Source organism: Sphingomonas sp. AC411 (genome assembly GCF_979253035.1).
Genome location: NZ_CEEDAQ010000001.1, coordinates 2541128 through 2562237, shown reverse-complemented (window position 1 = coordinate 2562237; position 21110 = coordinate 2541128). Strand labels below are relative to the sequence as shown.

The 21110-nt window shown below is 66.6% G+C and carries 20 protein-coding genes and 3 pseudogenes; 10 read left to right on the top strand and 13 right to left on the bottom strand.

Going from position 1 to position 21110, the window contains the following annotated elements; translation table 11 throughout:
* Positions 1–6 precede the first annotated feature (6 nt).
* Positions 7–831: a DUF815 domain-containing protein gene (locus tag AC0IX7_RS13125; RefSeq protein ID WP_471812259.1), complete on the top strand. Its 825-nt coding sequence runs from the start codon at positions 7–9 to the stop codon at positions 829–831.
* Between the two features lie 45 nt (positions 832–876).
* Here AC0IX7_RS13125 and AC0IX7_RS13120 read toward each other — a convergent pair whose 3' ends face one another.
* Genes AC0IX7_RS13120 through AC0IX7_RS13110 form a run of 3 tightly spaced genes read right to left on the bottom strand, consistent with a single transcriptional unit; the run spans position 877 to position 2998 of the window.
* Positions 877–1167 carry a hypothetical protein gene (locus AC0IX7_RS13120; protein WP_471812257.1) on the bottom strand — a complete coding sequence of 97 codons (291 nt, stop codon included), beginning with the start codon at positions 1165–1167 and terminating at the stop codon, positions 877–879.
* 50 nt (positions 1168–1217) lie between these two features.
* On the bottom strand, positions 1218–1538 hold the full coding sequence (locus AC0IX7_RS13115; RefSeq protein ID WP_471812256.1) for an ABC transporter C-terminal domain-containing protein: 321 nt from the start codon (positions 1536–1538) through the stop codon (positions 1218–1220).
* Entirely contained in the window at positions 1442–2998 is a 1557-nt protein-coding gene (locus tag AC0IX7_RS13110; RefSeq protein WP_471812255.1) for an ABC-F family ATP-binding cassette domain-containing protein, read from the bottom strand. The genes AC0IX7_RS13115 and AC0IX7_RS13110 overlap by 97 nt, the downstream gene beginning before the upstream one ends.
* Positions 2999–3119: 121 nt before the next feature.
* On the opposite strand from AC0IX7_RS13110, the gene AC0IX7_RS13105 reads away from it, so the two are divergent.
* The 3 genes and pseudogenes from AC0IX7_RS13105 to AC0IX7_RS13095 all read left to right on the top strand — a co-directional run bounded on the left by AC0IX7_RS13105 (position 3120) and on the right by AC0IX7_RS13095 (position 5515).
* Positions 3120–3434 carry a PepSY domain-containing protein gene (locus AC0IX7_RS13105; RefSeq protein WP_471812254.1) on the top strand — a complete coding sequence of 105 codons (315 nt, stop codon included), beginning with the start codon at positions 3120–3122 and terminating at the stop codon, positions 3432–3434.
* 23 nt (positions 3435–3457) lie between these two features.
* Positions 3458–4122, top strand: a pseudogene (locus AC0IX7_RS13100) (response regulator transcription factor).
* A gap of 10 nt (positions 4123–4132) precedes the next feature.
* The gene (locus AC0IX7_RS13095; RefSeq protein WP_471812252.1) at positions 4133–5515 is read left to right on the top strand and encodes a sensor histidine kinase; all 1383 of its coding nucleotides are present in this window, start codon (positions 4133–4135) and stop codon (positions 5513–5515) included.
* Positions 5516–5637: 122 nt separating this feature from the next.
* On the opposite strand, the pseudogene AC0IX7_RS13090 reads toward AC0IX7_RS13095, so the two are convergent.
* Positions 5638–6537 (bottom strand): annotated as a pseudogene (locus AC0IX7_RS13090) (prephenate dehydratase); the annotation flags it as partial.
* A gap of 104 nt (positions 6538–6641) precedes the next feature.
* On the opposite strand from AC0IX7_RS13090, the gene AC0IX7_RS13085 reads away from it, so the two are divergent.
* Positions 6642–7358 carry a c-type cytochrome gene (locus AC0IX7_RS13085; protein ID WP_471812250.1) on the top strand — a complete coding sequence of 239 codons (717 nt, stop codon included), beginning with the start codon at positions 6642–6644 and terminating at the stop codon, positions 7356–7358.
* Positions 7359–7491: 133 nt separating this feature from the next.
* On the opposite strand, the gene AC0IX7_RS13080 is transcribed toward AC0IX7_RS13085, so the two are convergent.
* Positions 7492–8376 (bottom strand): LOG family protein, encoded by an 885-nt coding sequence (locus AC0IX7_RS13080; protein ID WP_471812249.1) that lies wholly within the window; start codon positions 8374–8376, stop codon positions 7492–7494.
* 65 nt (positions 8377–8441) lie between these two features.
* Positions 8442–9095, bottom strand: coding sequence for an extensin family protein (locus tag AC0IX7_RS13075; protein WP_471812247.1), 654 nt, complete (start codon positions 9093–9095; stop codon positions 8442–8444).
* A gap of 227 nt (positions 9096–9322) precedes the next feature.
* Here AC0IX7_RS13075 and AC0IX7_RS13070 point away from each other — a divergent pair, with 227 nt between their 5' ends.
* The 5 genes and pseudogenes from AC0IX7_RS13070 (at position 9323) to AC0IX7_RS13050 (ending at position 15152) form a co-directional block, all read left to right on the top strand.
* Complete coding sequence (locus tag AC0IX7_RS13070; protein WP_471812245.1) at positions 9323–10477, top strand: phosphoserine transaminase; 1155 nt, start codon at positions 9323–9325, stop codon at positions 10475–10477.
* A gap of 203 nt (positions 10478–10680) precedes the next feature.
* On the top strand, positions 10681–12258 hold the full coding sequence (gene serA, locus AC0IX7_RS13065; RefSeq protein WP_471812244.1) for a phosphoglycerate dehydrogenase: 1578 nt from the start codon (positions 10681–10683) through the stop codon (positions 12256–12258).
* Positions 12259–12385: 127 nt separating this feature from the next.
* Positions 12386–12739: an endonuclease domain-containing protein gene (locus AC0IX7_RS13060; RefSeq protein ID WP_471812242.1), complete on the top strand. Its 354-nt coding sequence runs from the start codon at positions 12386–12388 to the stop codon at positions 12737–12739.
* A pseudogene (locus tag AC0IX7_RS13055) lies at positions 12736–13832 on the top strand (ATP phosphoribosyltransferase regulatory subunit). The gene AC0IX7_RS13060 and the pseudogene AC0IX7_RS13055 overlap by 4 nt, the downstream one beginning before the upstream one ends.
* A gap of 30 nt (positions 13833–13862) precedes the next feature.
* Positions 13863–15152, top strand: coding sequence for an adenylosuccinate synthase (locus AC0IX7_RS13050; RefSeq protein ID WP_471812241.1), 1290 nt, complete (start codon positions 13863–13865; stop codon positions 15150–15152).
* 58 nt (positions 15153–15210) lie between these two features.
* Here the strand turns inward: AC0IX7_RS13050 and AC0IX7_RS13045 are convergent, their stop codons facing one another.
* The 7 genes from AC0IX7_RS13045 to AC0IX7_RS13015 form a co-directional block, all read right to left on the bottom strand.
* Complete coding sequence (locus AC0IX7_RS13045; RefSeq protein ID WP_471812239.1) at positions 15211–15711, bottom strand: hypothetical protein; 501 nt, start codon at positions 15709–15711, stop codon at positions 15211–15213.
* Positions 15712–15768: 57 nt separating this feature from the next.
* Positions 15769–16836 carry a chorismate synthase gene (gene aroC / locus AC0IX7_RS13040; RefSeq protein WP_471812238.1) on the bottom strand — a complete coding sequence of 356 codons (1068 nt, stop codon included), beginning with the start codon at positions 16834–16836 and terminating at the stop codon, positions 15769–15771.
* Positions 16787–17248 (bottom strand): endonuclease domain-containing protein, encoded by a 462-nt coding sequence (locus tag AC0IX7_RS13035; RefSeq protein ID WP_471812236.1) that lies wholly within the window; start codon positions 17246–17248, stop codon positions 16787–16789. The genes aroC and AC0IX7_RS13035 overlap by 50 nt, the downstream gene beginning before the upstream one ends.
* Before the next feature lie 78 nt (positions 17249–17326).
* Positions 17327–18130, bottom strand: coding sequence for an enoyl-ACP reductase FabI (gene fabI / locus AC0IX7_RS13030; RefSeq protein WP_471812235.1), 804 nt, complete (start codon positions 18128–18130; stop codon positions 17327–17329).
* Positions 18131–18141: 11 nt separating this feature from the next.
* Positions 18142–19017, bottom strand: coding sequence for a YihY/virulence factor BrkB family protein (locus AC0IX7_RS13025; protein WP_471813874.1), 876 nt, complete (start codon positions 19015–19017; stop codon positions 18142–18144).
* Positions 19018–19099: 82 nt separating this feature from the next.
* Complete coding sequence (locus AC0IX7_RS13020; protein WP_471812233.1) at positions 19100–20032, bottom strand: DnaJ C-terminal domain-containing protein; 933 nt, start codon at positions 20030–20032, stop codon at positions 19100–19102.
* A gap of 93 nt (positions 20033–20125) precedes the next feature.
* On the bottom strand, positions 20126–21019 hold the full coding sequence (locus AC0IX7_RS13015; protein WP_471812231.1) for a transglutaminase family protein: 894 nt from the start codon (positions 21017–21019) through the stop codon (positions 20126–20128).
* Between the last annotated feature and the right edge of the window lie 91 nt (positions 21020–21110).

Sequence of the window (21110 nt, the reverse complement as noted above, 5' to 3'; positions counted from 1 at the left end):
GGCGACATGACCGATCCCCTGGAGCGCATCGCCGCTGCCCTCGAGCGCCTGTCGCCGCCACCGCCGCCTGCCGCCGACCCGCTAGCGCATCCGGCCTATGCCTGGCGCAACGGCGCATTGGCGCCGGTCCGCAGCTTTGCGCCGCTCCCGCTCGCCATGCTGATCGGCGTCGATCGACAGAAGGCGGCGCTCATCGCCAACCTGCGTCATCTGGCGGCGGGCTACGCCGCGCAAGACGTGCTGCTGTGGGGCGCGCGTGGGACCGGCAAGTCCGCGCTGGTCAAAAGCGCGGTCGCGGCGGTCCAGGCGGAAAACCGGGACACCGCGTCGCGCGGTGGCGATATTGCGCTGATCGAGGTGTCGGATCTGAGCGCCCTGCCGACCCTGTTCGCGACGCTGGCGCAAGTCGACCGGGCGTTCGTGGTGTTCGTCGACGATCTGGGTTTCGACGTTCCCGCCGACGCGCGGACGTTGCGATCGATGTTGGAAGGTGGCGCCGAACCAAGGCCGGCCAATATCCGGCTGGTGGTGACCGCGAACCGTCGTCACTTGGCACCGCGCGACATCGCCGAACAGGAAAGCGCGATCAATCCCCGCGATTCAGCCGACGACCATCTCGCCCTGGCAGACCGGTTCGGTCTCAGCCTCGGATTCCATGCACTGGATCAGGAAGGGTATATCGCGATCGTCGCGGCCTATGCGAAGGCGAACGATCTGTCGTTCGAGCCTAGCGATGCGATCGGGTGGGCAACACGCCGTGGCAGCCGATCGGGGCGCGTGGCGTGGCAGTTTATCGTCGATCTCGCAGGCCGGGCTGGGAAGCCGCTCTAGCCGCGAAACGAATGGGCCGACGCATCACGCGTCGGCCCGAAACGCTTAGTTGCTGTCCGAATCGTCGTCGTTGTTATCGTCCTTGACGATAGCAATGACGCCGATTGCGACCACACCGGCAGCGATCAGAGCAGCGATCACGCCACCGCTAGCTGCTTCGCTGTTGTTCGACGTCACCGAACCGGCGCGGACGGTCGAAGCAGTCGAAGCAGGAGCAGCCGACGCTGCAACCGAGGTGGTCATCATTGCGACAGCGAGTGCGCTGCCGGTAAGGGCCTTGAGCTTCATAAACATCTCCAGAATAAACGAACCGAACTGCCGCAACGCAGCAATCACACACTGGTTCCCGTATTCAGCAACGATGCAAAAGTCCAGCTAAATCTAGGTCAAGAGGCTCCGTCGACCATTTCCGCAAGTTCGAGCCAGCGCAACTCAGCCGCGTCCTTCTCCGCGCGTGCGGCCTCGATCGCTGCCGTCAGTTTCGCGAACGTCGCATGGTCGCGCATGTACAGATCGGGCTTGGCGAGCTTGACCGCATCCGCCGCCATCTGTGCGTCGAGTTCCTCGATCCGCTTGGGGAGCAGTTCGTAATCGCGCTGGTCCTTGTAGGTCAGCTTGGCGCGGGGGCGGTCGCGACCGGGGCGGTGGCGGAGACCTTCTTCGAGGCGCGCTTGCCGGTCGTCGTCGACGCGCGACGCTTTTCCCAATCCTCATACCCGCCGGCGACCACGTCGACCGTGCCCGAACCATCGAGCCCGAGCGTGATCGTCACGGTCCGGTCGAGGAAATCGCGATCGTGGCTGACGATCAGCACGGTGCCATCGTAATCGCCGATCACCTCCTGCAACAGGTCGAGCGTCTCGAGGTCGAGGTCGTTGGTCGGCTCGTCGAGCACCAGCAGGTTCGACGGCTTGGCGAACTCACGCGCGAGCAGCAGGCGTGACCGCTCGCCACCCGATAGCGAGCCGATCTTCGCGTCGACCATGTTCGGGTCGAACAGGAAGTCCTTCAGATAGCCGTGGATATGCTTGCGTACGCCGAGCACATCGATCCATTCGCCGCCATCGACGACGACGTCTCGGACCGTCTTCTCGGGCGCCATCAGGCTGCGCTGCTGGTCGATCACCACGGCGTCGAGCGTCTGCGCCAGCTTGATCGAGCCGCTGTCGGGCTGGATTTCGCCGGTGAGCAGCTTCAGCAGCGTCGACTTGCCCGCACCGTTGCGGCCGACGATGCCGATGCGGTCGCCGCGCGTCACGCGGAGCGTCAGGTCGCCGATGATCGTGCGGTCGCCATATGATTTCGTGACGTTCTTGGCGTCGATCACGACCTTCGTCTTGGAGTCGTCGCTGCTGGTCGTCAGGTTCGCCGATCCCTGCGGTCCGATCATCGACGCACGTTCGGCGCGCATCTCGTGCAGCTTGGTCAGGCGGCCCTGGTTGCGCTTGCGCCGGCCGGTGACGCCGCGGAGCAGCCAATGCTCCTCCAGCTTCAGCCGCGCATCGAGCTTCTCGGCCTGGCGCTGTTCCTCGGCATAGACTTGCTCGGTCCACGCCTCGAACCCGCCGAAACCGACCTCCGCCCGGCGGATCGCGCCGCGATCGAGCCACAAGGTCTGCTTGGTGAGCCGGGTCAGGAAGGTGCGGTCATGGCTGATGACGACGAACGCGCCACGGAAGCGCTTGAGCCACTCCTCGATCCACTCGATCGCGCCGATATCGAGATGGTTGGTCGGCTCGTCGAGCAGCAGCACGTCGGGGTCCTGCGACAGCGCGCGGACGATCGCCGCGCGGCGCCGCTCGCCGCCCGAAGCCGAGGCCGCCTCGCGCGACAGGTCGATGCCGAGCTGATCCGCGATCGAATCCGCCTCGTAATTCACCGGCGCATCGTCGCCCGCCATCACATAGTCGCGCAGGGTCGCGAAGCCGCGCAGGTCGGGCTCCTGTTCGAGGATCACGACGCGGGTGCCGGGGACGATCACCCTGCGGCCCTCGTCGGCGATCACGCTGCCGCCGAGCAGTTTGAGCAGAGTCGTCTTGCCGGCGCCGTTGCGGCCGATCAGCGCGAGCCGGTCGCGCGGGCCGATATGGATGTCGAGATTGCGAAAGAGCCAGCCGGAGCCCTGGACGAGCCCGAGGCCTTCGAATGCTAAGATTGGTGCTGCCATGTCCGCGCCACGTAGGGGGCGAAGTGATGCAGGCAAGTTACACCTCGCAGGGCTTCGTGCTGTCGCGCGCCTGTCACGATCATTCACAGGCTGTTCAATGCCGGGGCCCTATGCCACGGCCATGAAGATGTTGCTATTTCTTGCGACCCTGGCCGCGGCGCCTTTGCTGACGGGTGCCGCACCGATGCTGGCGGGCGACCCTCCACAGCGTCGCAGCGATCAGATGTCGGCATTGCAGGCGCGCCGGACCGGTGCCCCCTCGCTGCGTGAGATAGAATCGCGCGTGATCCCGACGATGAAGGGCGCGCAGTATCTCGGCTCGGACTATGATTCGGGCAGCGCCATTTACACGCTGAAATTCCTGCGCGATGGAACCGTCATCTGGGTCGACGTCGATGGCCGCAACGGCCAGATCGTCGGCCGCACGGGTCGCTGAAAACCCCAATCGAGAGGATAATCATGCGCGTTCTGATCGTCGAGGACGAGCCGAATCTCGGCCAGCAGTTGAAGAATACCCTGGAGGGGGCCGGCTATGCGATCGATCTGGCGGTCGATGGCGAAGAGGACATTTCCTCGGCTCGACCGAGAATTACGACGCGGTCGTGCTCGATCTCGGCCTCCCCGAGATCGACGGGCTGACCGTGCTCGATCGCTGGCGCAAGGAGGGCAAGACGATGCCCGTGCTGGTCCTGACCGCACGCGACAGCTGGTCGGACAAGGTCGCCGGCCTCGATGCGGGCGCCGACGATTACGTCGCCAAGCCGTTCCAGAGCGAGGAACTGATCGCCCGCCTGCGGGCGCTGATCCGTCGTGCATCCGGCAACGCCTCGTCCGAGCTGACCGCGGGCGACATCCGCCTCGACACGCGCAGCGGCAAGGTCACGCGCGCCGGCGAGCCGGTCAAGCTGACCGCGCAGGAATACAAGCTTCTCAGCTACCTGCTTCACCACAAGGGCAAGGTCGTCAGCCGCACCGAGCTGATCGAGCATATCTACGACCAAGATTTCGACCGTGATTCGAACACGATCGAGGTGTTCGTGACGCGCATCCGCAAGAAGCTCGGCCAGGACGTGATCACGACGATCCGCGGCCTCGGCTACAGCCTCGAAGATCCGGACGCCTGATCGTCCCACGATGGAAACGCCGCCGCTGACAGAGACGCCGATCCGCGTGCCGGCGGCCGTGAAGGGATCGCTGTCGCGGCGGATGATCCTGATCGCGGCGGTATGGATCGTCGTGCTGCTCAGCGGCGGCGGGTTCGCGCTCGACCGCGTGCTGAGCCAGGCGGTGACGCGCAATTTCGACGACCAGCTCGAATATGTCCTGCGCTCGCTGCTGAACTCGGCCGAGATCGGACCCGAGGGCGAAGTGATCTTCTCGCGCGATGCCGCGGCCGACCAGCGCTTCGTCGAACCCTATTCGGGTCTCTACTGGCAGGTGTCGGGCAAAGGGCGCGAGGATTTCCCGTCGCGGTCGCTGTGGGATCGCAAGCTCGCATTCGGCGGCCCGCACGACGACCGCAACGCGCATTTCTACGACAGCAACCAGTTTCCCGACGAAAAGCTGCGAATCGTCGAGCGCGACGCGGTCATTCCCGGCTCCCAGGTGCATTGGCGGTTCCAGGTCGCGCAGAGCCGCGACGGGCTCGATGCGCAGATCACCACCTTGCGCCGCACGCTGGTCCGCAGCTTCGCACTGCTGGGTCTCGGACTGATCATCATGGCCGCGCTCCAGACCTTCTACGGGCTCTGGCCGCTGCGGCGGGTGCGCGAGGAGATCGCCCGGATGCGCGCCGGTCACTCGAACCGCGTGTCGAGCGCGATGCCGGTCGAGGTCGCGCCGATGGTCGAGGAACTGAACGCGCTGATCGAGCATAACGAACGCCAGGCCGAGGAGGCACGGCGTCACGCCGGCAACCTCGCGCATGCGCTGAAGACGCCGCTGACGGTCATCATGAACGCCGCCACCGCGCAGTCCGACGACCTCGCCGATACGGTGATCCGGGAAGCCCGGACGATGCGCCGGCAGGTCGATCACCACCTCGCGCGAGCCCGGGCGGTCGGGCGTCGCGGTTCCGCACATAGCCGGGCGGATGTATGGCCGAGCCTCGAATCGGTCGAGCGCGCGGTCGGGCGGCTGTACCGGCATGTCCGGATCGACGTCACCGGGCCGCGTGGGCTTCAGGTCCATGTCGAGCGGCAGGATCTCGACGAGATGCTCGGCAACCTGATCGAGAACGCCGCTAAATACGGCGGTGGCAGCGTGTTCGTGACGGTCGGCGCACAGTCGGGCTTCGTCGAGTTCCTGGTCGAGGACGACGGGGTGGGGATTCCGGAAGAGGAGCGGGTGCGTATCTTCGATCGTGGCGTGCGGTTGGATACGGGGAAGCCGGGGACTGGGCTCGGCCTCGCGATCGTGCGGGACGTCGCGGAAATCTACGAGGGAACGGTCGCGCTGGAAGAGAGCGAAGACCTCGGCGGCCTGCTCGTGCGGTTGAGACTCCCCGCAGCCAACTGACCTTCTTCCCTCCCTGCAAGGGAGGGGCCGGGAGTGGGTCGGCCAGCTTTAGCCCCAACGGTGGGATGTGCGGAACCCGACCCACCCCAACCCCTCCCTTTCAGGGAGGGAGCAGCAAGGTCACCCCGCGACCGCGCCTGGCGGTAGGTGCCCAACACCCGCAGCCACTTCGAATGGAACCCCAGTTCCTCCAGCGCATGATCGAGGTTCGCGTCGCCCGGCTTCCCCACCACGTCCGCATAGAATTCGGTCGCCGAGAAGCTGCCGTTGCGCTGATAGCTCTCCAGCTTGGTGATGTTCACCCCGTTGGTCGCGAACCCGCCGACCGCCTTGTACAGCGCCGCGGGGACGTTCTTCACCTCGAAGATCAGCGTCGTCATCCATTCGCCGCCGACCGGCTCCTGTGCCGCGGGCGGCTTGCCGCCGCGCGCCAGCACCACGAACCGCGTCGTGTTGTGATCCGCATCGGCGATGTCGGTCGCGAGCAACTCCAAACCGTACAGCCCGGCCGCAGCAGGCGGCGCCAGCGCGGCAATCGCAGGATCGGCGAGCTCGGCCACCTTCGCCGCAGCCCCGGCGGTGTCGGGATAGCTCACCGGCTCGATCCCGTGCGCCTTCAACCAATGCCGGCACTGCCCGAGCGCCTGCGGGTGGCTCATTGCCTGGCGGATACCGTCGCGTGGACCCGGTCCCATCAGCGCATGGCGGATCGGCAGGAAATGCTCGCCGGTGATTACCAGCCCCGATTCGGGCAGCAGGAAATGGATGTCGGCGACGCGGCCATGCAGCGAATTCTCGATCGGGATGATCGCGCAGTCCGCCCGTCCGTCCTTCACCGCATCGATCGCGTCGGAGAAATCGAAGCAGGGCAGGGGCAGGCCGTCCGGGAACGCCTCGACCGCGGCGACATGGCTGTTGGCGCCCGGCGCACCCTGGAACGCGACGGCGCGCGCGGGGTCTGCGGCGGCGGCCTCGGTCATCCGCGCGACGATCGGGCGGGCGGGTACGGCGAAGTTTTCCATGGGCAGGCCGGGTAAAGGGCCGCAGCGCGCCATACAAGCGCGGCTTGCGGTGCGCGCCCGCCTTTTCTATGGCTGTCCCAAACAGAACAGGGCGGATGCGCAAGATGGACAATCGGACCAATACGATCGCCGGCTGGGTGCTCGCAGGATGTGGTGCGGCGCTCGGGCTGTCGATCGTCGGTGGGATGTTGTTCCACGGCGAGCGACCCGAGAAGATGGGCTACGCGATCGAGGGTGTGGTCGAGGAAGGTGCTGGCGGTGCCGCCGCCGACGTGCCGATCGCCTCGTTGCTGCCGACCGCCGACGCTGCCAAGGGCGCCGAAGTGTTCAAGAAGTGCGCGGCCTGCCACACCATCAACCAGGGCGGCGCCAACGGCGTCGGCCCGAACCTGTACGGCACGCTGGGTGAAGCGATCGCCAAGGGCAAGGGCGGATTCGCCTTCTCCGCGGCGCTGGCCGGCGTCGGCGGCACCTGGGACTTCGACAAGATGAACGCGTGGCTGACGTCGCCGCGCAAGTTCGCCAACGGCACGAAGATGACCTTCGCCGGCCTCGGCAACGCACAGGACCGTGCGAACGTGATCCTGTATCTCAACCAGCAGGGCTCGAACCTGCCGCTCCCGGCGGCACCCGCCGCGGGCGCTGCGCCGGCGGCTAAGGATGCGGCGGCGGAGGATCAGCCTGCGACCGCGAATGCGGCGGAGGCCGCAGCCACCGAAGGTGCGCCGACCGCCGACATCGCCAACACCGGCACGCCGGCGTCGGGTGCACCGTCGGTCGATCCCGAAGCAGCCCGCAAGGGTGCCCGCTCGGAGAAGTAACGTCTACTCCCTCTCCCCTCCGGGGAGAGGGCTGGGGTGAGGGGCAGTACCGGGCGCTACACTGCTTGGCAGCCCCTCGCCCCGACCCTCTCCCCGGAGGGAGAGGGAGCAGAAGGTAAGCTCTCGGGAAGGGTCAGCCCTCGGCGGCTTCCCGCTCGGCCCGCTCACGATAGAACGACTGCACCGCGTCCCAGGCCTCGTCCGCCGTCTCGACATAGCGGAAGATCCCGAGATCCTTCTCGCTGACGACGCCTTCCTCGACCAGCGCATCGAAGTTCACGACCCGCTCCCAGAATTCGCGGCCGAACAGCAGCACCGGGATCGGCTGGATCTTCCCCGTCTGGATCAGCGTCAACAGCTCGAACAGCTCGTCGAACGTCCCGAACCCACCCGGAAACGCCGCCAGCGCCCGCGCATGCAGCAGGAAGTGCATCTTCCGCAGCGCGAAATAGTGGAACTGTACCGACAGCGACGGGGTGACGTACGGGTTCGGCGCCTGCTCGTGCGGCAGGACGATGTTGAGCCCGATCGACTCGGCGCCAACGTCGTCCGCACCGCGATTCGCCGCTTCCATGATCGACGGACCACCACCCGAGCATACCACGAACTGCCGCCAGCCCCGCTCGTCGCGCGGCAGCACGCTGACCTTCGCCGCGAGTTCACGCGCGACGTCGTAATATTTCGACTTCTCGACCAGCCGCTCGGCGATCTTCTTCGACTTCTCGTCGGTTGCGAGCTTCAGCAGCGCCTGAGCCTTCGAAGGCTCGGGAATACGTGCCGAACCATAGAACACGAACGTCGAGCCGATCTTCGCCTCGTCGAGCACGAGTTCGGTCTTCAGCAGTTCGAGCTGGAACCGCACCGGGCGCAGGTCTTCGCGCAACAGGAAATCCATGTCCTGGAAGGCGAGCCGGTAATGCGGATGCTGCGTCTGCGGGGTGGAGACGGAGTCCTTGGCGGTCTCGGCGTCCTGGCTAGCGTTGGGGAAAACGCGTGTCGGTATACGTGTATCGGTCATTCAGGCGCGATTAGAGGAAAGGGGGCAGGGCTAGACTGCCGTTTTCCTGCGTGCGCAGGAGAACATCAGCGGCAGAAGCCCGCGCGATCGTCTTCGAGGTGGAGGTGATTGCGGTGCGCGGCGTTGTAGTCCGGGCTGAGCACGGTCCCGAACCGTTTGCACGCCGACGCGCGGACCGTCTGGAGGAACTGCCGAACCTGCGGATCGGGCGAGTTCCAGTCGTTCAGCACGGTGATTCGCCGCCCGTCCTTCAGCACGAACCCGCCGACGTCGATCGCGTTGGCGATCGCGTGCCCGGAGCGCCGGCTCGCATTGCGCGCTGAGCCGACGACGTTGCGGCAGGCATAGCTCCCCATGCTGTCGATCCGCGCGAGTTCGCTGCCGAGCATCTGGTACGCGGCGGGCGCCACCGCGTTGCGCGTCCAGCCGATGAACGCGCGTGCCGCCCCGCACCGGACCGCGGTGAGGTTGGCGACCGGCACGCCGATATCGACCAGCTTGACGGTGCCGGCGAGCCCGCAACCGGGGCCGGTCTCGCGGTCGGGCAGGAGCTGGAACGACACGTGGAGCTGGCGCAGGTCGGCAAGGCACTGCGCTGTTTCCCGATTGCTCGGGACGGAAAGGTTGGGGCGGGTTTGTTGCGGGGCAGTGGGACGATCGGCGCGCCCACAGGCGGCAAGTAGAAGGGTAACGATAAGGGAGCAAAATACGCGATACATGGGCGTATAATCCTCGCCTTGGCCATGATTGTCACCCTTTCTCCGTTCGTGCTGAGCGAAGTCGAAGCATCTCGCCGCAGGGACGGGTCGCCGTAGGGACGGGACCCTTCGACTTCGCTCAGGGCGGACGGCAGGGAGAAGAGTTGACACCCCCGCGAACGCCGCTAGGGCCGGCGACGGGCCACGCGGTCCCAACGCCGCGCGTGCTCTCTGTGAGGAGAGATACATTGACGAATACGACCTACGCACCCGCTACAGGTGCGCCTGCGCTGCCTGCTACGAAGCCCGCACGCCCCTTTTTCAGCTCCGGTCCCTGCGCGAAACCGCCTGGTTGGTCCGCGGACAAGCTCGCCACCGATTCGCTCGGTCGCTCGCATCGCTCGAAGATCGGCAAGACCCGCCTCCAGTACAGCATCGACCTGATGCGCGACCTGCTGAAGCTTCCGACCACGCACCGCATCGGCATCGTCCCCGGCTCCGACACCGGCGCGTACGAGATGGCGATGTGGACGATGCTGGGCGCGAAGCCGGTTACCGCGCTCGCGTGGGAAAGCTTCGGCGAGGGCTGGGTCACGGATGCCGTGAAGCAGCTCAAGATCGATCCGACCGTCGTGCGCGCCGATTACGGCCAGCTGCCCGATCTGGGCGCGGTCGACTGGTCGAACGACGTGCTGTTCACCTGGAACGGCACCACCAGCGGCGTGCGCGTGCCGAATGCGGACTGGATCCCGGACGACCGTGAGGGTCTCTCGTTCGCCGATGCGACCTCGGGTGTGTTTGCGTACGATATCGACTGGGCCAAGATCGATGTGGCCACCTTCTCGTGGCAGAAGGTGCTCGGCGGGGAGGGCGCACACGGCGTGCTGATCCTCGGGCCGCGTGCGGTCGAGCGGCTGGAGAGCTATACGCCTGCGTGGCCGCTGCCGAAGGTGTTCCGCCTCGTCTCGAAGGGCAAGCTCACCGAGGGCGTGTTCAAGGGCGAGACGATCAATACGCCGTCGATGCTGGCCGTCGAGGATGCGATCTTCAGCCTCGAATGGGCGAAGTCGCTTGGCGAGGACGGGCTGATCAAGCGCTCGGACGCGAATGCAGCGGCTTTGGACAATATCGTGGCGGAGCGGGATTGGCTCGGCCATCTCGCGATCGACCCGGCGACGCGGTCGAAGACCAGCGTGTGTCTCACGGTCGAGGGTGCGGACGAGGCGCTGATCAAGGCGATGGCGGCGGCGCTGGAGAAAGCGGGCGCGGCCTACGACGTAGCCGGCTACCGCGACGCGCCTCCGGGCCTGCGGATCTGGTGCGGCGCGACCGTCGACACCGCGGATATCGAAGCGCTCGGCCCCTGGCTCGACTGGGCCTACGCGACCGCCAAGGCCGGCTGACCAGCGACCACGCCTTTTCCGTCCTCCTTCCAACAACCATCCTCATTCCGTCATCCCGGCGCACGCCGGGACCCATGGACACGGAGCACTCGCTCATGAAGCGAACCGCAACCGTGGGTCCCGGCTTCCGCCGGGATGACGGAGTGGATGGGAACGGAACGGAAGGCGGCACCCCAATTCCCCGAATTCCCAGGAGCAATCCCATGCCAAAAGTCCTCATTTCCGACAAAATGGATCCCCGTGCGGCGCAGATCTTCCGCGAGCGCGGGGTCGAGGTCGACGAGATCACCGGCAAGACGCCCGCCGAACTGATCGCGATCATCGGCGCGTATGACGGCCTCGCGATCCGCAGCTCCACGAAGGTGACCAAGGAAATCCTCGAGCACGCGACCAACCTCAAGGTCGTCGGCCGCGCCGGGATCGGCGTCGATAACGTCGACATCCCCGCCGCGTCGGCCAAGGGCGTGGTCGTCATGAACACGCCGTTCGGCAACTCGATCACCACCGCCGAGCACGCGATCGCGCTGATGTTCGCGCTCGCCCGGCAACTCCCGGAAGCGGACGCTTCCACGCAGGCCGGCAAGTGGGAAAAGAACCGCTTCATGGGCGTCGAGCTTACCTCGAAGACGCTCGGCCTGATCGGTGCGGGCAATATTGGCTCGATCGTCGCCGACCGCGCGCGCGGCCTCAAGATGAAGGTCGTCGCGTTCGATCCGTTCCTGACGCCCGAGCGTGCGATCGAGATCGGCGTCGAGAAGGTCACGCTCGACGAACTGCTCGCGCGCGCCGACTTCATCACGCTGCACACGCCGCTGACCGACCAGACACGCAACATCCTCTCGGCCGAGGCGCTCGCCAAGACCAAGAAGGGCGTGCGGATCATCAACTGCGCGCGCGGCGGCCTGATCGACGAAGTCGCGCTGAAGGCGGCGCTCGATTCGGGGCAGGTCGGCGGCGCAGCGCTCGACGTGTTCGTGGAAGAACCCGCCAAGGCGTCGCCGTTGTTCAGCACGCCGAACTTCATCAGCACGCCGCATCTCGGCGCGTCGACGACCGAGGCGCAGGTCAACGTCGCGATCCAGGTCGCCGAGCAGATGGCCGATTTCCTGATGTCGGGCGGCGTCACCAACGCGCTCAACATGCCGTCGCTGTCGGCCGAGGAAGCGCCGAAGCTCAAGCCGTACATGGCGCTGGCGGAGAAGCTCGGCTCGCTGGTCGGCCAGCTGACCACCGGCGCGGTGTCGCGGATTTCGGTGCATACCGAAGGCGCAGCGGCTGAGCTCAATGCGAAGCCGATCGTGAGCGCGGTGCTCGCCGGCTATCTCCAGACGCAGACCGCGACCGTCAATATGGTCAACGCGCCGGTGCTGGCGCGCGAGCGTGGCTTGGAAGTCCGCGAAGTCCGTACCGAACGCGAAGCGGATTACCACACGTTGCTGCGCGTGTCGGTCAAGACCGAGGACGGCGAGCGGTCGGTTGCGGGGACGCTGTTCGGCGATTCGGCGCCGCGTCTGGTCGAACTGCTCGGGATAAAGATCGAGGCCGATCTGGCGGGGCCGATGCTGTACGTCGTCAACGAGGATGCGCCGGGCTTCATCGGTCGTCTCGGGACGGCGCTGGGCGAGGCCGGGGTGAACATCGGGACGTTCCATCTCGGGCGGCGTTCGGCAGGCGGCGAGGCTGTGCTTCTCCTCTCGGTCGATGAAGCCGTGACGCCCGACCTGTTGACGAAGGTCCGCGCGCTGCCAGGCGTGAAGACCGCAATGGGCCTCAACTTCTAAGCCTGCTACGCTCCTTCTAAAGCCCTCTCCCCTTCGGGGAGAGGGTTGGGTGAGGGGCATTGGGAAGGGCATCGCTTGCGGCGCCCCTCACCCCGACCCTCTCCCCGGAGGGAGAGGAGCAGGAGCAGTGAAGGTCGACGACCTACTCTTGGATCGCGCGAAGCGGATGCGTCGCGAGCCTACGCCGGCCGAGGCCAAGCTCTGGCGTCACCTCCGTGGTCGACAGATAAGCAACACCAAATTCACCCGGCAGCTCGTCGTCGGCCCCTACGTCGCCGACTTCGCATCCCGCGACGCGAAGCTGATCATCGAGGTTGACGGCGATACGCATGTTGACCAAGCGCGCGACGGAAGCCGAACGGATTGGCTGCAACGACAGGGATATCGCGTGATACGGTTCAGCAACGCCGACATCATGTCCGAGATGGACGGGGTTTGGTGCGTCATATCGGCAGCCCTCTCTGCGGAGCATGCGCAGTGACCGCACTCCTCCCCGAAGGTTTCCGAGACCGCCTCCCCCGTTCGCCGATTCGGCAGCGGCGCTGGAGGCTCGTGTGCTCGAAGCAGCCCGGCTCCACGGCTACGAGCGCGTCGATCCGCCGCTCGCCGAATTCGCCGACGGGCTGGAGATGCGGCTGAAGGCAGGCGGCCTTCACGATGCGGTGCGCTTCGTCGATCCGGTGTCGCAGCGCACCTCGCGATCCGCCCCGACATCACCGCGCAAGTCGCGCGCATCGCGGCGACGCGGATGGGTCACCATCCGCGGCCGGTGCGGCTGAGCTACGCCGGTTCCGTCCTGAAACTGCGCGCCTCGCAGCTCGCTCCGGCGCGCGAGACCCGGCAGATCGGATGCGAGCTGATCGGCCTCGACTCGGTTGCCGCAGCCCAGGAACTCGTCGCGGTCGCGGTCGACATGATCGCCGCCGCGGACGTCACCGGCGCCTCGATCGACTTCACGCTGCCCGATCTGGTGTCGACGCTCGCCGCGGGGCCGCTTCCCGTGGCGTCTGAGCAGATCGCCACCTTGCGCGATCGCCTCGATGCGAAGGACGCAGGCGCCGTCGCCGCACTCGCACCGGCCTACCTCCCCTGATCGAAGCCGCCGGGCCGTTCGAACAGGCCATGGACCGCCTCCGCGCCTTCGACACCACCGGCGCGCTCGCCTCCCGCCTCGACGGCCTCGCCCGCATCGCCGATGCGCTCGACGGCCGCGTCGCGCTCACGCTCGACCCGACCGAGCGGCATGGGTTCGAATACCAGACCTGGCTCGGCTTCTCCCTCTTCGCCGACGGCAGCGCCCGCGAACTCGGCCGCGGCGGCACCTACACCGTGGTCCACGAGAACGGCGCAGAGGAAGCCGCCACCGGTTTCTCGCTCTACGCCGATGCACTCGTCGAGCGCGTCGTCACCGTAGACCGTCGCCGCCTCTTCCTCCCGTTCGGAACCCCAGCCAGCGAAGGCGCTCAAATGCGCGCGCAAGGCTGGGTCACGGTCGCCGCACTAGACGCCGGCGACACCCCGAAGCACAAGTCTGCACGCATCTATGGGTGGCGGGCGAGCCCCGCGCGCTGTAGGCGCTGCGCGTAATCCTCAGGAGATAGAGTTTGGCCAACGTAGCAGTCATCGGCGCGCAATGGGGCGACGAAGGCAAGGGCAAGATCGTCGACTGGCTCGCCGAGCGTGCCGACATGGTCGTGCGGTTCCAGGGCGGGCACAATGCCGGCCATACCCTCGTCGTGGGCGACAACGTCTACAAGCTGTCGCTGTTGCCGTCGGGCATCGTGCGCGGCACGCCGTCGTTCATCGGCAACGGCGTGGTGCTCGATCCCTGGGCGCTGAAGGACGAGATCGCCCGGCTCGGTGCACAGGGCGTCATCGCGACCCCCGAGACGTTGCGGATCGCCGACACCTGCGCACTGATTCTGCCGTTCCACCGCGATCTCGACGGTCTGCGCGAGGATGCGAGCGGTGCCGGCAAGATCGGCACGACGCGCCGCGGCATCGGACCTGCCTACGAGGACAAGGTCGGTCGCCGCGCGATCCGCGTTTGCGATCTGGCGCACCTCGACGACCTCGGGCCGCAGCTCGATCGCCTCACCGCGCATCACGACGCACTCCGCGCAGGCTTCGGCGAGCCGCCGATCGATCGCGCCCGCCTGATCGCCGAACTGCGCGAGATCGCCGGCTTCGTCTTCCCGTTCGCCAAGCCCGTCTGGCGCGATCTCAACGCCGCGCGTTCGGCCGGCAAGCGGATCCTGTTCGAGGGCGCGCAGGGCGTGCTGCTCGACGTCGACCACGGCACCTATCCGTTCGTGACCTCGTCTAACACCATCGCGGGTGCTGCGGCCGGTGGCTCCGGCCTCGGGCCATCAGCAGTCGGCTTCGTACTCGGCATCGCCAAGGCGTACACGACGCGCGTCGGCTCGGGACCGTTCCCGACCGAGCTCGAGAACGAGACCGGCGAGCGCCTCGGCGTCCGCGGGCATGAGTTCGGGACGGTTACTGGGCGGAAACGTCGTTGCGGCTGGTTCGACGCGGTGCTGGTGCGGCAGGCGGCAGCGGTCGGTGGCATCACCGGGATCGCGCTGACCAAGATCGACGTGCTCGACGGGTTCGAGACCGTGTCGATCTGCACCGGCTACAAGCTCCGCGGCGAGACGCTCGATTATTTTCCGGCGCATGCGGCCGACCAGGCGCTGGTCGAGCCGATCTACGAGACGATGGAAGGCTGGCAGGAAACGACTGCCGGCGCACGCAGCTGGGCCGACCTGCCGGCACAGGCGATCAAGTACATCCGCCGCATCGAAGAGCTGATCCGCTGTCCGGTGACGCTGGTCTCGACCAGCCCGCAGCGCGCCGACACGATCCTCGTCCGCGATCCGTTCTCGGACTGATACGCAAAAAGCCGGGCGATCGCTCGCCCGGCTCTTCGTCTACGTGAGATGGACTGGATCAGCGCGGCGTGGTCGTGCCGGTCGTTCCACCCGTGGTCGAACCCATCGTCCCACCGGTGGTCGTGCCACCCATGGTACCGCCGGTGGTTCCACCCATCGTACCGGTCGTGGTGCCCGTGGTGCCGCCCATGGTGTCGGCGCCCATCGTGCTGCCGGTCGTGCCGGACATGGTGCTGCCCGTCGTGCCGGTACCACGGGTCGTGCCGTTCATCGTGCCCGACGTGGTGCCGCGCGTACGGCTACGTTCCTTGGTGCCACGCTGCGTGCGCGTCGTCGTGGTCGACTGCGTGGTCGTCGAAGGATTGGCCTGATCCATAGTGCCGGTCGACATACCGCCGGTCGTGCCGCCCATGGTCGAACCGCCCATCGTGCCGCCGCTCATCGTGCCGCCCGTGGTGCCGCCCATCGTGCCGCCCATCGAGCCGGTAGTGCCGGTCTGGGCCATCGCCACGCCCGGGATGATCAGGGCTGCGGCTGCGATCGAAGTTAGAATACGCATTGTCACTCTCCTAAGTTATTGAAGAGCAAGCGCTTCAGCGCCGCGTATGTTCCGTCCTCAGCCGCACTGGCCCCGATGCAGCAACGCCTGGTCGGCCAGCACGAGCGCCACCATCGCCTCGACGACGGGGACTCCGCGGATGCCGACACAGGGATCGTGACGCCCCTTGGTGGCGATCGTCGCGGCTTCGCCGGTAGGGCTGATCGTCTCGACCGGGGTGAGGATCGAACTGGTCGGCTTGAACGCCACACGCAGGCGGATCGGCTGGCCGGTCGCGATCCCGCCGGCGATCCCGCCCGCATGGTTGGCGAGGAATTCAGGACCATCCACGCCCGGACGCATCGGATCCGCATTCGCTTCGCCCGACAGCGCGGCGGCGGCGAACCCGTCGCCGATCTCGATACCCTTGACCGCATTGATGCTCATGCAGGCGGAGGCGAGTTCGGAATCGAGCTTGGCGTAGAGCGGCGCACCCCAGCCTGCGGGCACGCCGGTCGCCTCGCACGCGATCACCGCGCCGAGCGACGAGCCGGATTTGCGCGCGGTGTCGATCAGGGCCTCCCAGCGCGCTGCGGCCTCGGCATCCGGGCAGAAGAACGGGTTCTGGTCGATCTGCGCGTCATTGAAATTGGCCGGATCGATCGCATCGCCACCGATCGCCTCGACCCACGCGCGAACGCGGACCTGCGGTATGACGAGCCGCGCGACCGCGCCGGCCGCGACCCGCGCCGCCGTCTCGCGCGCTGACGATCGCCCGCCACCGCGGAAATCGCGAAACCCGTATTTCGCGTCATAGGCGTAATCAGCGTGGCCGGGGCGATAGGCCTTGGCGACGTCGGAATAATCCTTCGAGCGCTGGTCGACATTCTCGATCATCAGGCTGATCGGCGTCCCCGTGGTCTTGCCGTCGAACACCCCCGAGAGAATACGAACCGTATCCGGCTCCCGCCGCTGCGTGGTAAAGCGCGAGGTGCCGGGGCGACGCTTGTCGAGCCAGGGCTGGATATCGGCCTCGCTCAGCACAATCCCCGGCGGGCACCCATCGACGACTGCGCCGAGCGCAGGCCCATGCGACTCACCCCAGGTGGTAAAGCGGAACAGCCGTCCGAAAGTGTTGAAGCTCAAAGCCCTCTCCCCTTGGGGGAGAGGGAGGAGCCCGCCGCAACGCGGTGGGAGGGTGAGGTTCGTTGGCGACCGCAACAATCGTCGCAGCCACGCCATCGATATTGGTCATCACGTCATCGTTCCCGAAGCGGCATACCCGGTAGCCTTCGGTCTCTATTAGCGCGGTTCGCCGTTTGTCATAGTCCTGTGCGTCAGGTGAGGCGTGCGTGTCGCCGTCGATCTCGATGACCAACCGGACTTCGGCACAGAGGAAATCGACGATGTAGGGGCCGAGCCAGACCTGGCGACGAAACTTCAGGCCGCCCAGCTGACGGTTTCGCAGGGTCTGCCATAGCCGGTGTTCCGGTTCGGTGGGCGTTTGGCGCGCAGTGCGTTGACGGTCGCGTGGGGCGTTGCCGGGTGGCCGTTTCATTCCTCACCCTCCCATGCTTCGCATGGGCCCTCCTCTCCCCTGAAGGGAGAGGGGTAGGTCGACGCGGTCTCTCTCGGTTTAAGCCAGTGCGATATCGGGGGCGTCTTCGGCCTTCATGCCGATCACGTTGTAGCCGGCGTCGACGTGATGCGTCTCGCCGGTCACGCCCGAAGCCAGGTCGCTCAGCAGGTACAGCCCCGCACCACCGACGTCGTCGATCGTCACGTTGCGTTTCAGCGGCGAGTTCAGCTCGTTCCACTTCAGGATCAGCCGGAAATCGCCGATGCCGCTGGCGGCCAGCGTCTTGATCGGGCCCGCCGAGATCGCATTCACGCGGATGTTGTCGCGGCCGAGATCCACCGCGAGATACTGCACGCTGGTCTCGAGCGCCGCCTTGGCGACCCCCATCACGTTATAGTGCGGAATGACCTTCTCGGCGCCGTAATAGCTGAGCGTCAGCATCGCGCCGCCCTCGGTCATCATCCTGGCGGCGCGCTGCGCCACCGCGACGAACGAATACACCGAGATGTTCATCGTCATCAGGAAATTGTCGAGGCTGGTATCGACGAACCGCCCGCGCAGCTCGTTCTTGTCCGAAAAGCCGATCGCGTGGACCACGAAGTCGATCGTCGGCCATTCCTGCGCCAACTTGTCGAAGGTCGCGTCGAGCGCGCCCATGTCCGACACGTCGCAATCGAACAGCCGCGCGACGCCCAGCTGTTCGGCGAGCGGGCGCACGCGCTTTTCCATCGTCTCGCCCTGATAGCTGAACGCGAGCTCCGCGCCCGCCTCGGACAGCTTCTTGGCGATCCCCCAGGCCAGCGACTTGTCGTTCGCCAGGCCCATGATCAGCCCACGCTTGCCCGCCATCAAACCGTTCACGCCATCCCCGCCTATACCTGCATATCCGTAGCGGGTTGCTCTAGCGTTGTTTCGGGTGGTTCCGCCAGTGCCGCGTTCAGATGGGCGCCGAATACCAGCCCGAGCCCGATGACGTAGAAAAACAACAGCATGATGACAACGCCCGCCAGGCTGCCATAGGTCAGGTCGTAGCCGCCGAGCCGCGACAGGATCACCGGCAGCAACGCAGTCGCGCTGACCCACCAGGCGGTGGTGAACAAGGCGCCCGGCCATTTGGGGCATTTCGAATAGCGATAGCGCGACGGGGTGACCGAATAGAACAGCAGGTACAGCGCGCCGAACATCAGCAGGCCGGGGATCAGCCGCGACAGCCCGACCCAGCCCGCGGCATCCTGCGCGAAGGGTACGAGGCGGTAGATGAACTGCTCGGCCGCGGTCAGGATTCCCTGCACAAGGAACGACAGCAGCGCGATGATCACCGATCCGACGATGACCGCGGACGATCCGAGCCGCGATTTCCAGAACGGCGCGGTCGCCTTGTTGCCGTACGCGCGGTGGAAGATGTCGCGGATCGTCTCGACGAAGCTGCCGACCGTCCACAAACCGACCAGCGCGCCTAGCCAAAGCAGCGACCCGGTCCGCGCGGCGAGCACGTCGGCGATCGGCTTGCGCAACAGGTCGCCGACGTTGGGCGGCAGGACGTTAAGGAATGACTCGACCGCGCGCACCGTCTCGACGCTCTGCCCGAAGATCGACAGGATCGCGGCGGCGACGATGAAGAACGGAAACACAGTCATCAACGCGAGATAGGCGAGGTTCCCCGCATGGATGAACCCGTCGTTGAACACGCCGACGGCTGCGCGTTTGAAAACCTCGAACGCGTAACTGCCCGGCCTGACCTTCGCCATGCCGCGGTTGAGACGGGTGCGCGCCGCACCATGATCATGGGCTCGCGCTTCGGGCGATAGAGGACTGTCGTTCACAAGGTGTTCAGACGCCCATGGACCCCCGCGGGTTCCCCGCCTCGCGTCCATCCCAGCTTTCGACGAACGCGGTCAGCGCCGCATCGCTCGCCGGAATATCGATCATCAGCGTGACGAGCTGGTCGCCCCGCGTGCCGCCCTTCTTGTGGAAACCCTTGCCCTTTAGGCGGAGCGTCTTGCCCGACGTCGTGCCCTTGGGAATCGTCAGCATCACCGGCTTGTCGACCGTCGGCGCCTTGATCGAGCCGCCCAGGACGGCCTCGGCCAGCGTGATCGGGAGTTCCAGTCGAACGTCGTCGCCATCGCGCGTGAAGAACTTGTGCGGCTGGACCTCGATCGTCAGAATCGCATCGCCAGCGCCGCCTGGACCCTGCTCGCCCTTGCCTGCAAGCTTCATCTGGGTCCCGGTCTCGACGCCCGCCGGCAGCTTCAGGTCGAGCGTCTTGCCATCGGACAGCGTCACACGCTGCGGCTCCAGAGTCGCGGCCTCGACGAACGGCACTTGCAGGCGATAGGCGACGTTCTCGCCCTTGGGCTGCGCACGCCGGCCGAACCCGCCCGAGAACCCACCGCCGCCGCCACGCTGCGCGCCGCCGAACAGCCCCTCGAAGATGTCGCTCATATCGGGACCACCGGGGCCGCTCTCATAGCCTTCGCTGCGGAAGCCGCCGGGATGCGGACGCCCGCCGCCGCCGCCGAACCCGAACGGCGCGGCCGGATTGCCGTCGCCATCGATCTCGCCGCGATCGAACCGCGCACGCTTGTCCTTGTCGTTCAGCAGGTCGTACGCGTTGGTGACCTGGCTGAACTTCTCCGACGCCTTGGGGTTGTCCTTGTTGCGATCGGGATGAAGCTCTTTCGCGAGCTTTCGGTACGCCTTCTTGATGTCGGCTTCGGTCGCGTCGCGCGCTACACCCAGAGTCTTGTACGGATCGGCCACTTACGTCCCCATTCTTACTTGCGCGTCTATGTGGGGCGGTGCGCAGCGCAACGCAATTGCGCGCGTGCGGAACACGTCAGCCGCCGACGCATCCTAACCTGCCGCGAATTCGTCCAACGGCGCCACATCAACGCTGACATCCATGTTCTGCGCGCCCGACCCGAGCACCACGCCGTCGACCGGCGCGATCTCGGCGTAATCCCGCCCGACCGCCATCACGATATGGTCGCTCGCCATCCAGATCCCGTTGGTCGGATCGACCCCGACCCAGCCGCGCAGAGGCCCGCACCACAGCAACACCCAGGCATGCGTCGCATCCGCCCCGACCAGCCGCGGCTGACCCTCGGGCGGGATCGTCCGGATATAGCCCGATGCATACGCCGCCGGCAGTCCCGCCGCGCGCAGCCCCGTAATCATGATCTGCGCGAAATCCTGGCAGACGCCCTTGCGTTGCAGGAACGCCTCGTGCGGCGTCGTATCGACCAGCGTCGCGTCCGCGTCGAATTCGAACTCCTCCTGGATCCGCCGCGCAAGCGCGATCCCGGCCTCCAGCGCTCCCCGCGAAGGATCGAGATCGATCGCGCAATAGTCCGCGATCGCCTGGTCGAGCGGGATCAGCGGCGAGGGATAGATGTAGTTCGCCGGGCTCGCCGCGGACAGGTCGGTGCTCACCCGCGCCATCGCCGCGATCTCGCCAAGCGTCGGATCGCTCGCGTCGGGCACCGGCACGAGTCGGTCGACCGTCATCCGCGACCGGCTCTCGATCGTCAGGTGGCGGACCGGGCTGTCGACCACCAGGCGGGTGACGTTGGCCAGCCCCGCCTCGGCGCGCGCGGCACTGGTGCGGCCGGCGGGGTGGACCGACAGCGCGTAGGAATCGAGGTGCTGACCCGGCCAGTCGATCGGCTTCAACCGCAAGTTGCAGCGCGCGAACTTGACGCTGGCGCCGTAATCGAACGTCGTGACGTGGCGAATATCGTAGATCATGAAAATCCTCCCCGGCACGGGGAGGGGACCACCAGCCGCTTGCTGGTGGTGGAGGAGGCGCCACGAACGATACGCTGGTGGAGAGCCCCTC

What these genes read in the sequence shown, in the direction of transcription:
- AC0IX7_RS13035 (WP_471812236.1), bottom strand. Translation starts at nt 17,248, where the DNA reads ATGAAACGGCCACCCGGCAACGCCCCACGCGACCGTCAACGCACTGCG.
- serA (WP_471812244.1), top strand. Translation starts at nt 10,681, where the DNA reads ATGCCAAAAGTCCTCATTTCCGACAAAATGGATCCCCGTGCGGCGCAG.
- AC0IX7_RS13125 (WP_471812259.1), top strand. Translation starts at nt 7, where the DNA reads ATGACCGATCCCCTGGAGCGCATCGCCGCTGCCCTCGAGCGCCTGTCG.
- AC0IX7_RS13085 (WP_471812250.1), top strand. Translation starts at nt 6,642, where the DNA reads ATGGACAATCGGACCAATACGATCGCCGGCTGGGTGCTCGCAGGATGT.
- AC0IX7_RS13110 (WP_471812255.1), bottom strand. Translation starts at nt 2,998, where the DNA reads ATGGCAGCACCAATCTTAGCATTCGAAGGCCTCGGGCTCGTCCAGGGC.
- AC0IX7_RS13080 (WP_471812249.1), bottom strand. Translation starts at nt 8,376, where the DNA reads ATGACCGATACACGTATACCGACACGCGTTTTCCCCAACGCTAGCCAG.
- AC0IX7_RS13075 (WP_471812247.1), bottom strand. Translation starts at nt 9,095, where the DNA reads ATGTATCGCGTATTTTGCTCCCTTATCGTTACCCTTCTACTTGCCGCC.
- AC0IX7_RS13105 (WP_471812254.1), top strand. Translation starts at nt 3,120, where the DNA reads ATGAAGATGTTGCTATTTCTTGCGACCCTGGCCGCGGCGCCTTTGCTG.
- AC0IX7_RS13095 (WP_471812252.1), top strand. Translation starts at nt 4,133, where the DNA reads ATGGAAACGCCGCCGCTGACAGAGACGCCGATCCGCGTGCCGGCGGCC.
- AC0IX7_RS13025 (WP_471813874.1), bottom strand. Translation starts at nt 19,017, where the DNA reads ATGGCGAAGGTCAGGCCGGGCAGTTACGCGTTCGAGGTTTTCAAACGC.
- AC0IX7_RS13045 (WP_471812239.1), bottom strand. Translation starts at nt 15,711, where the DNA reads ATGCGTATTCTAACTTCGATCGCAGCCGCAGCCCTGATCATCCCGGGC.
- AC0IX7_RS13015 (WP_471812231.1), bottom strand. Translation starts at nt 21,019, where the DNA reads ATGATCTACGATATTCGCCACGTCACGACGTTCGATTACGGCGCCAGC.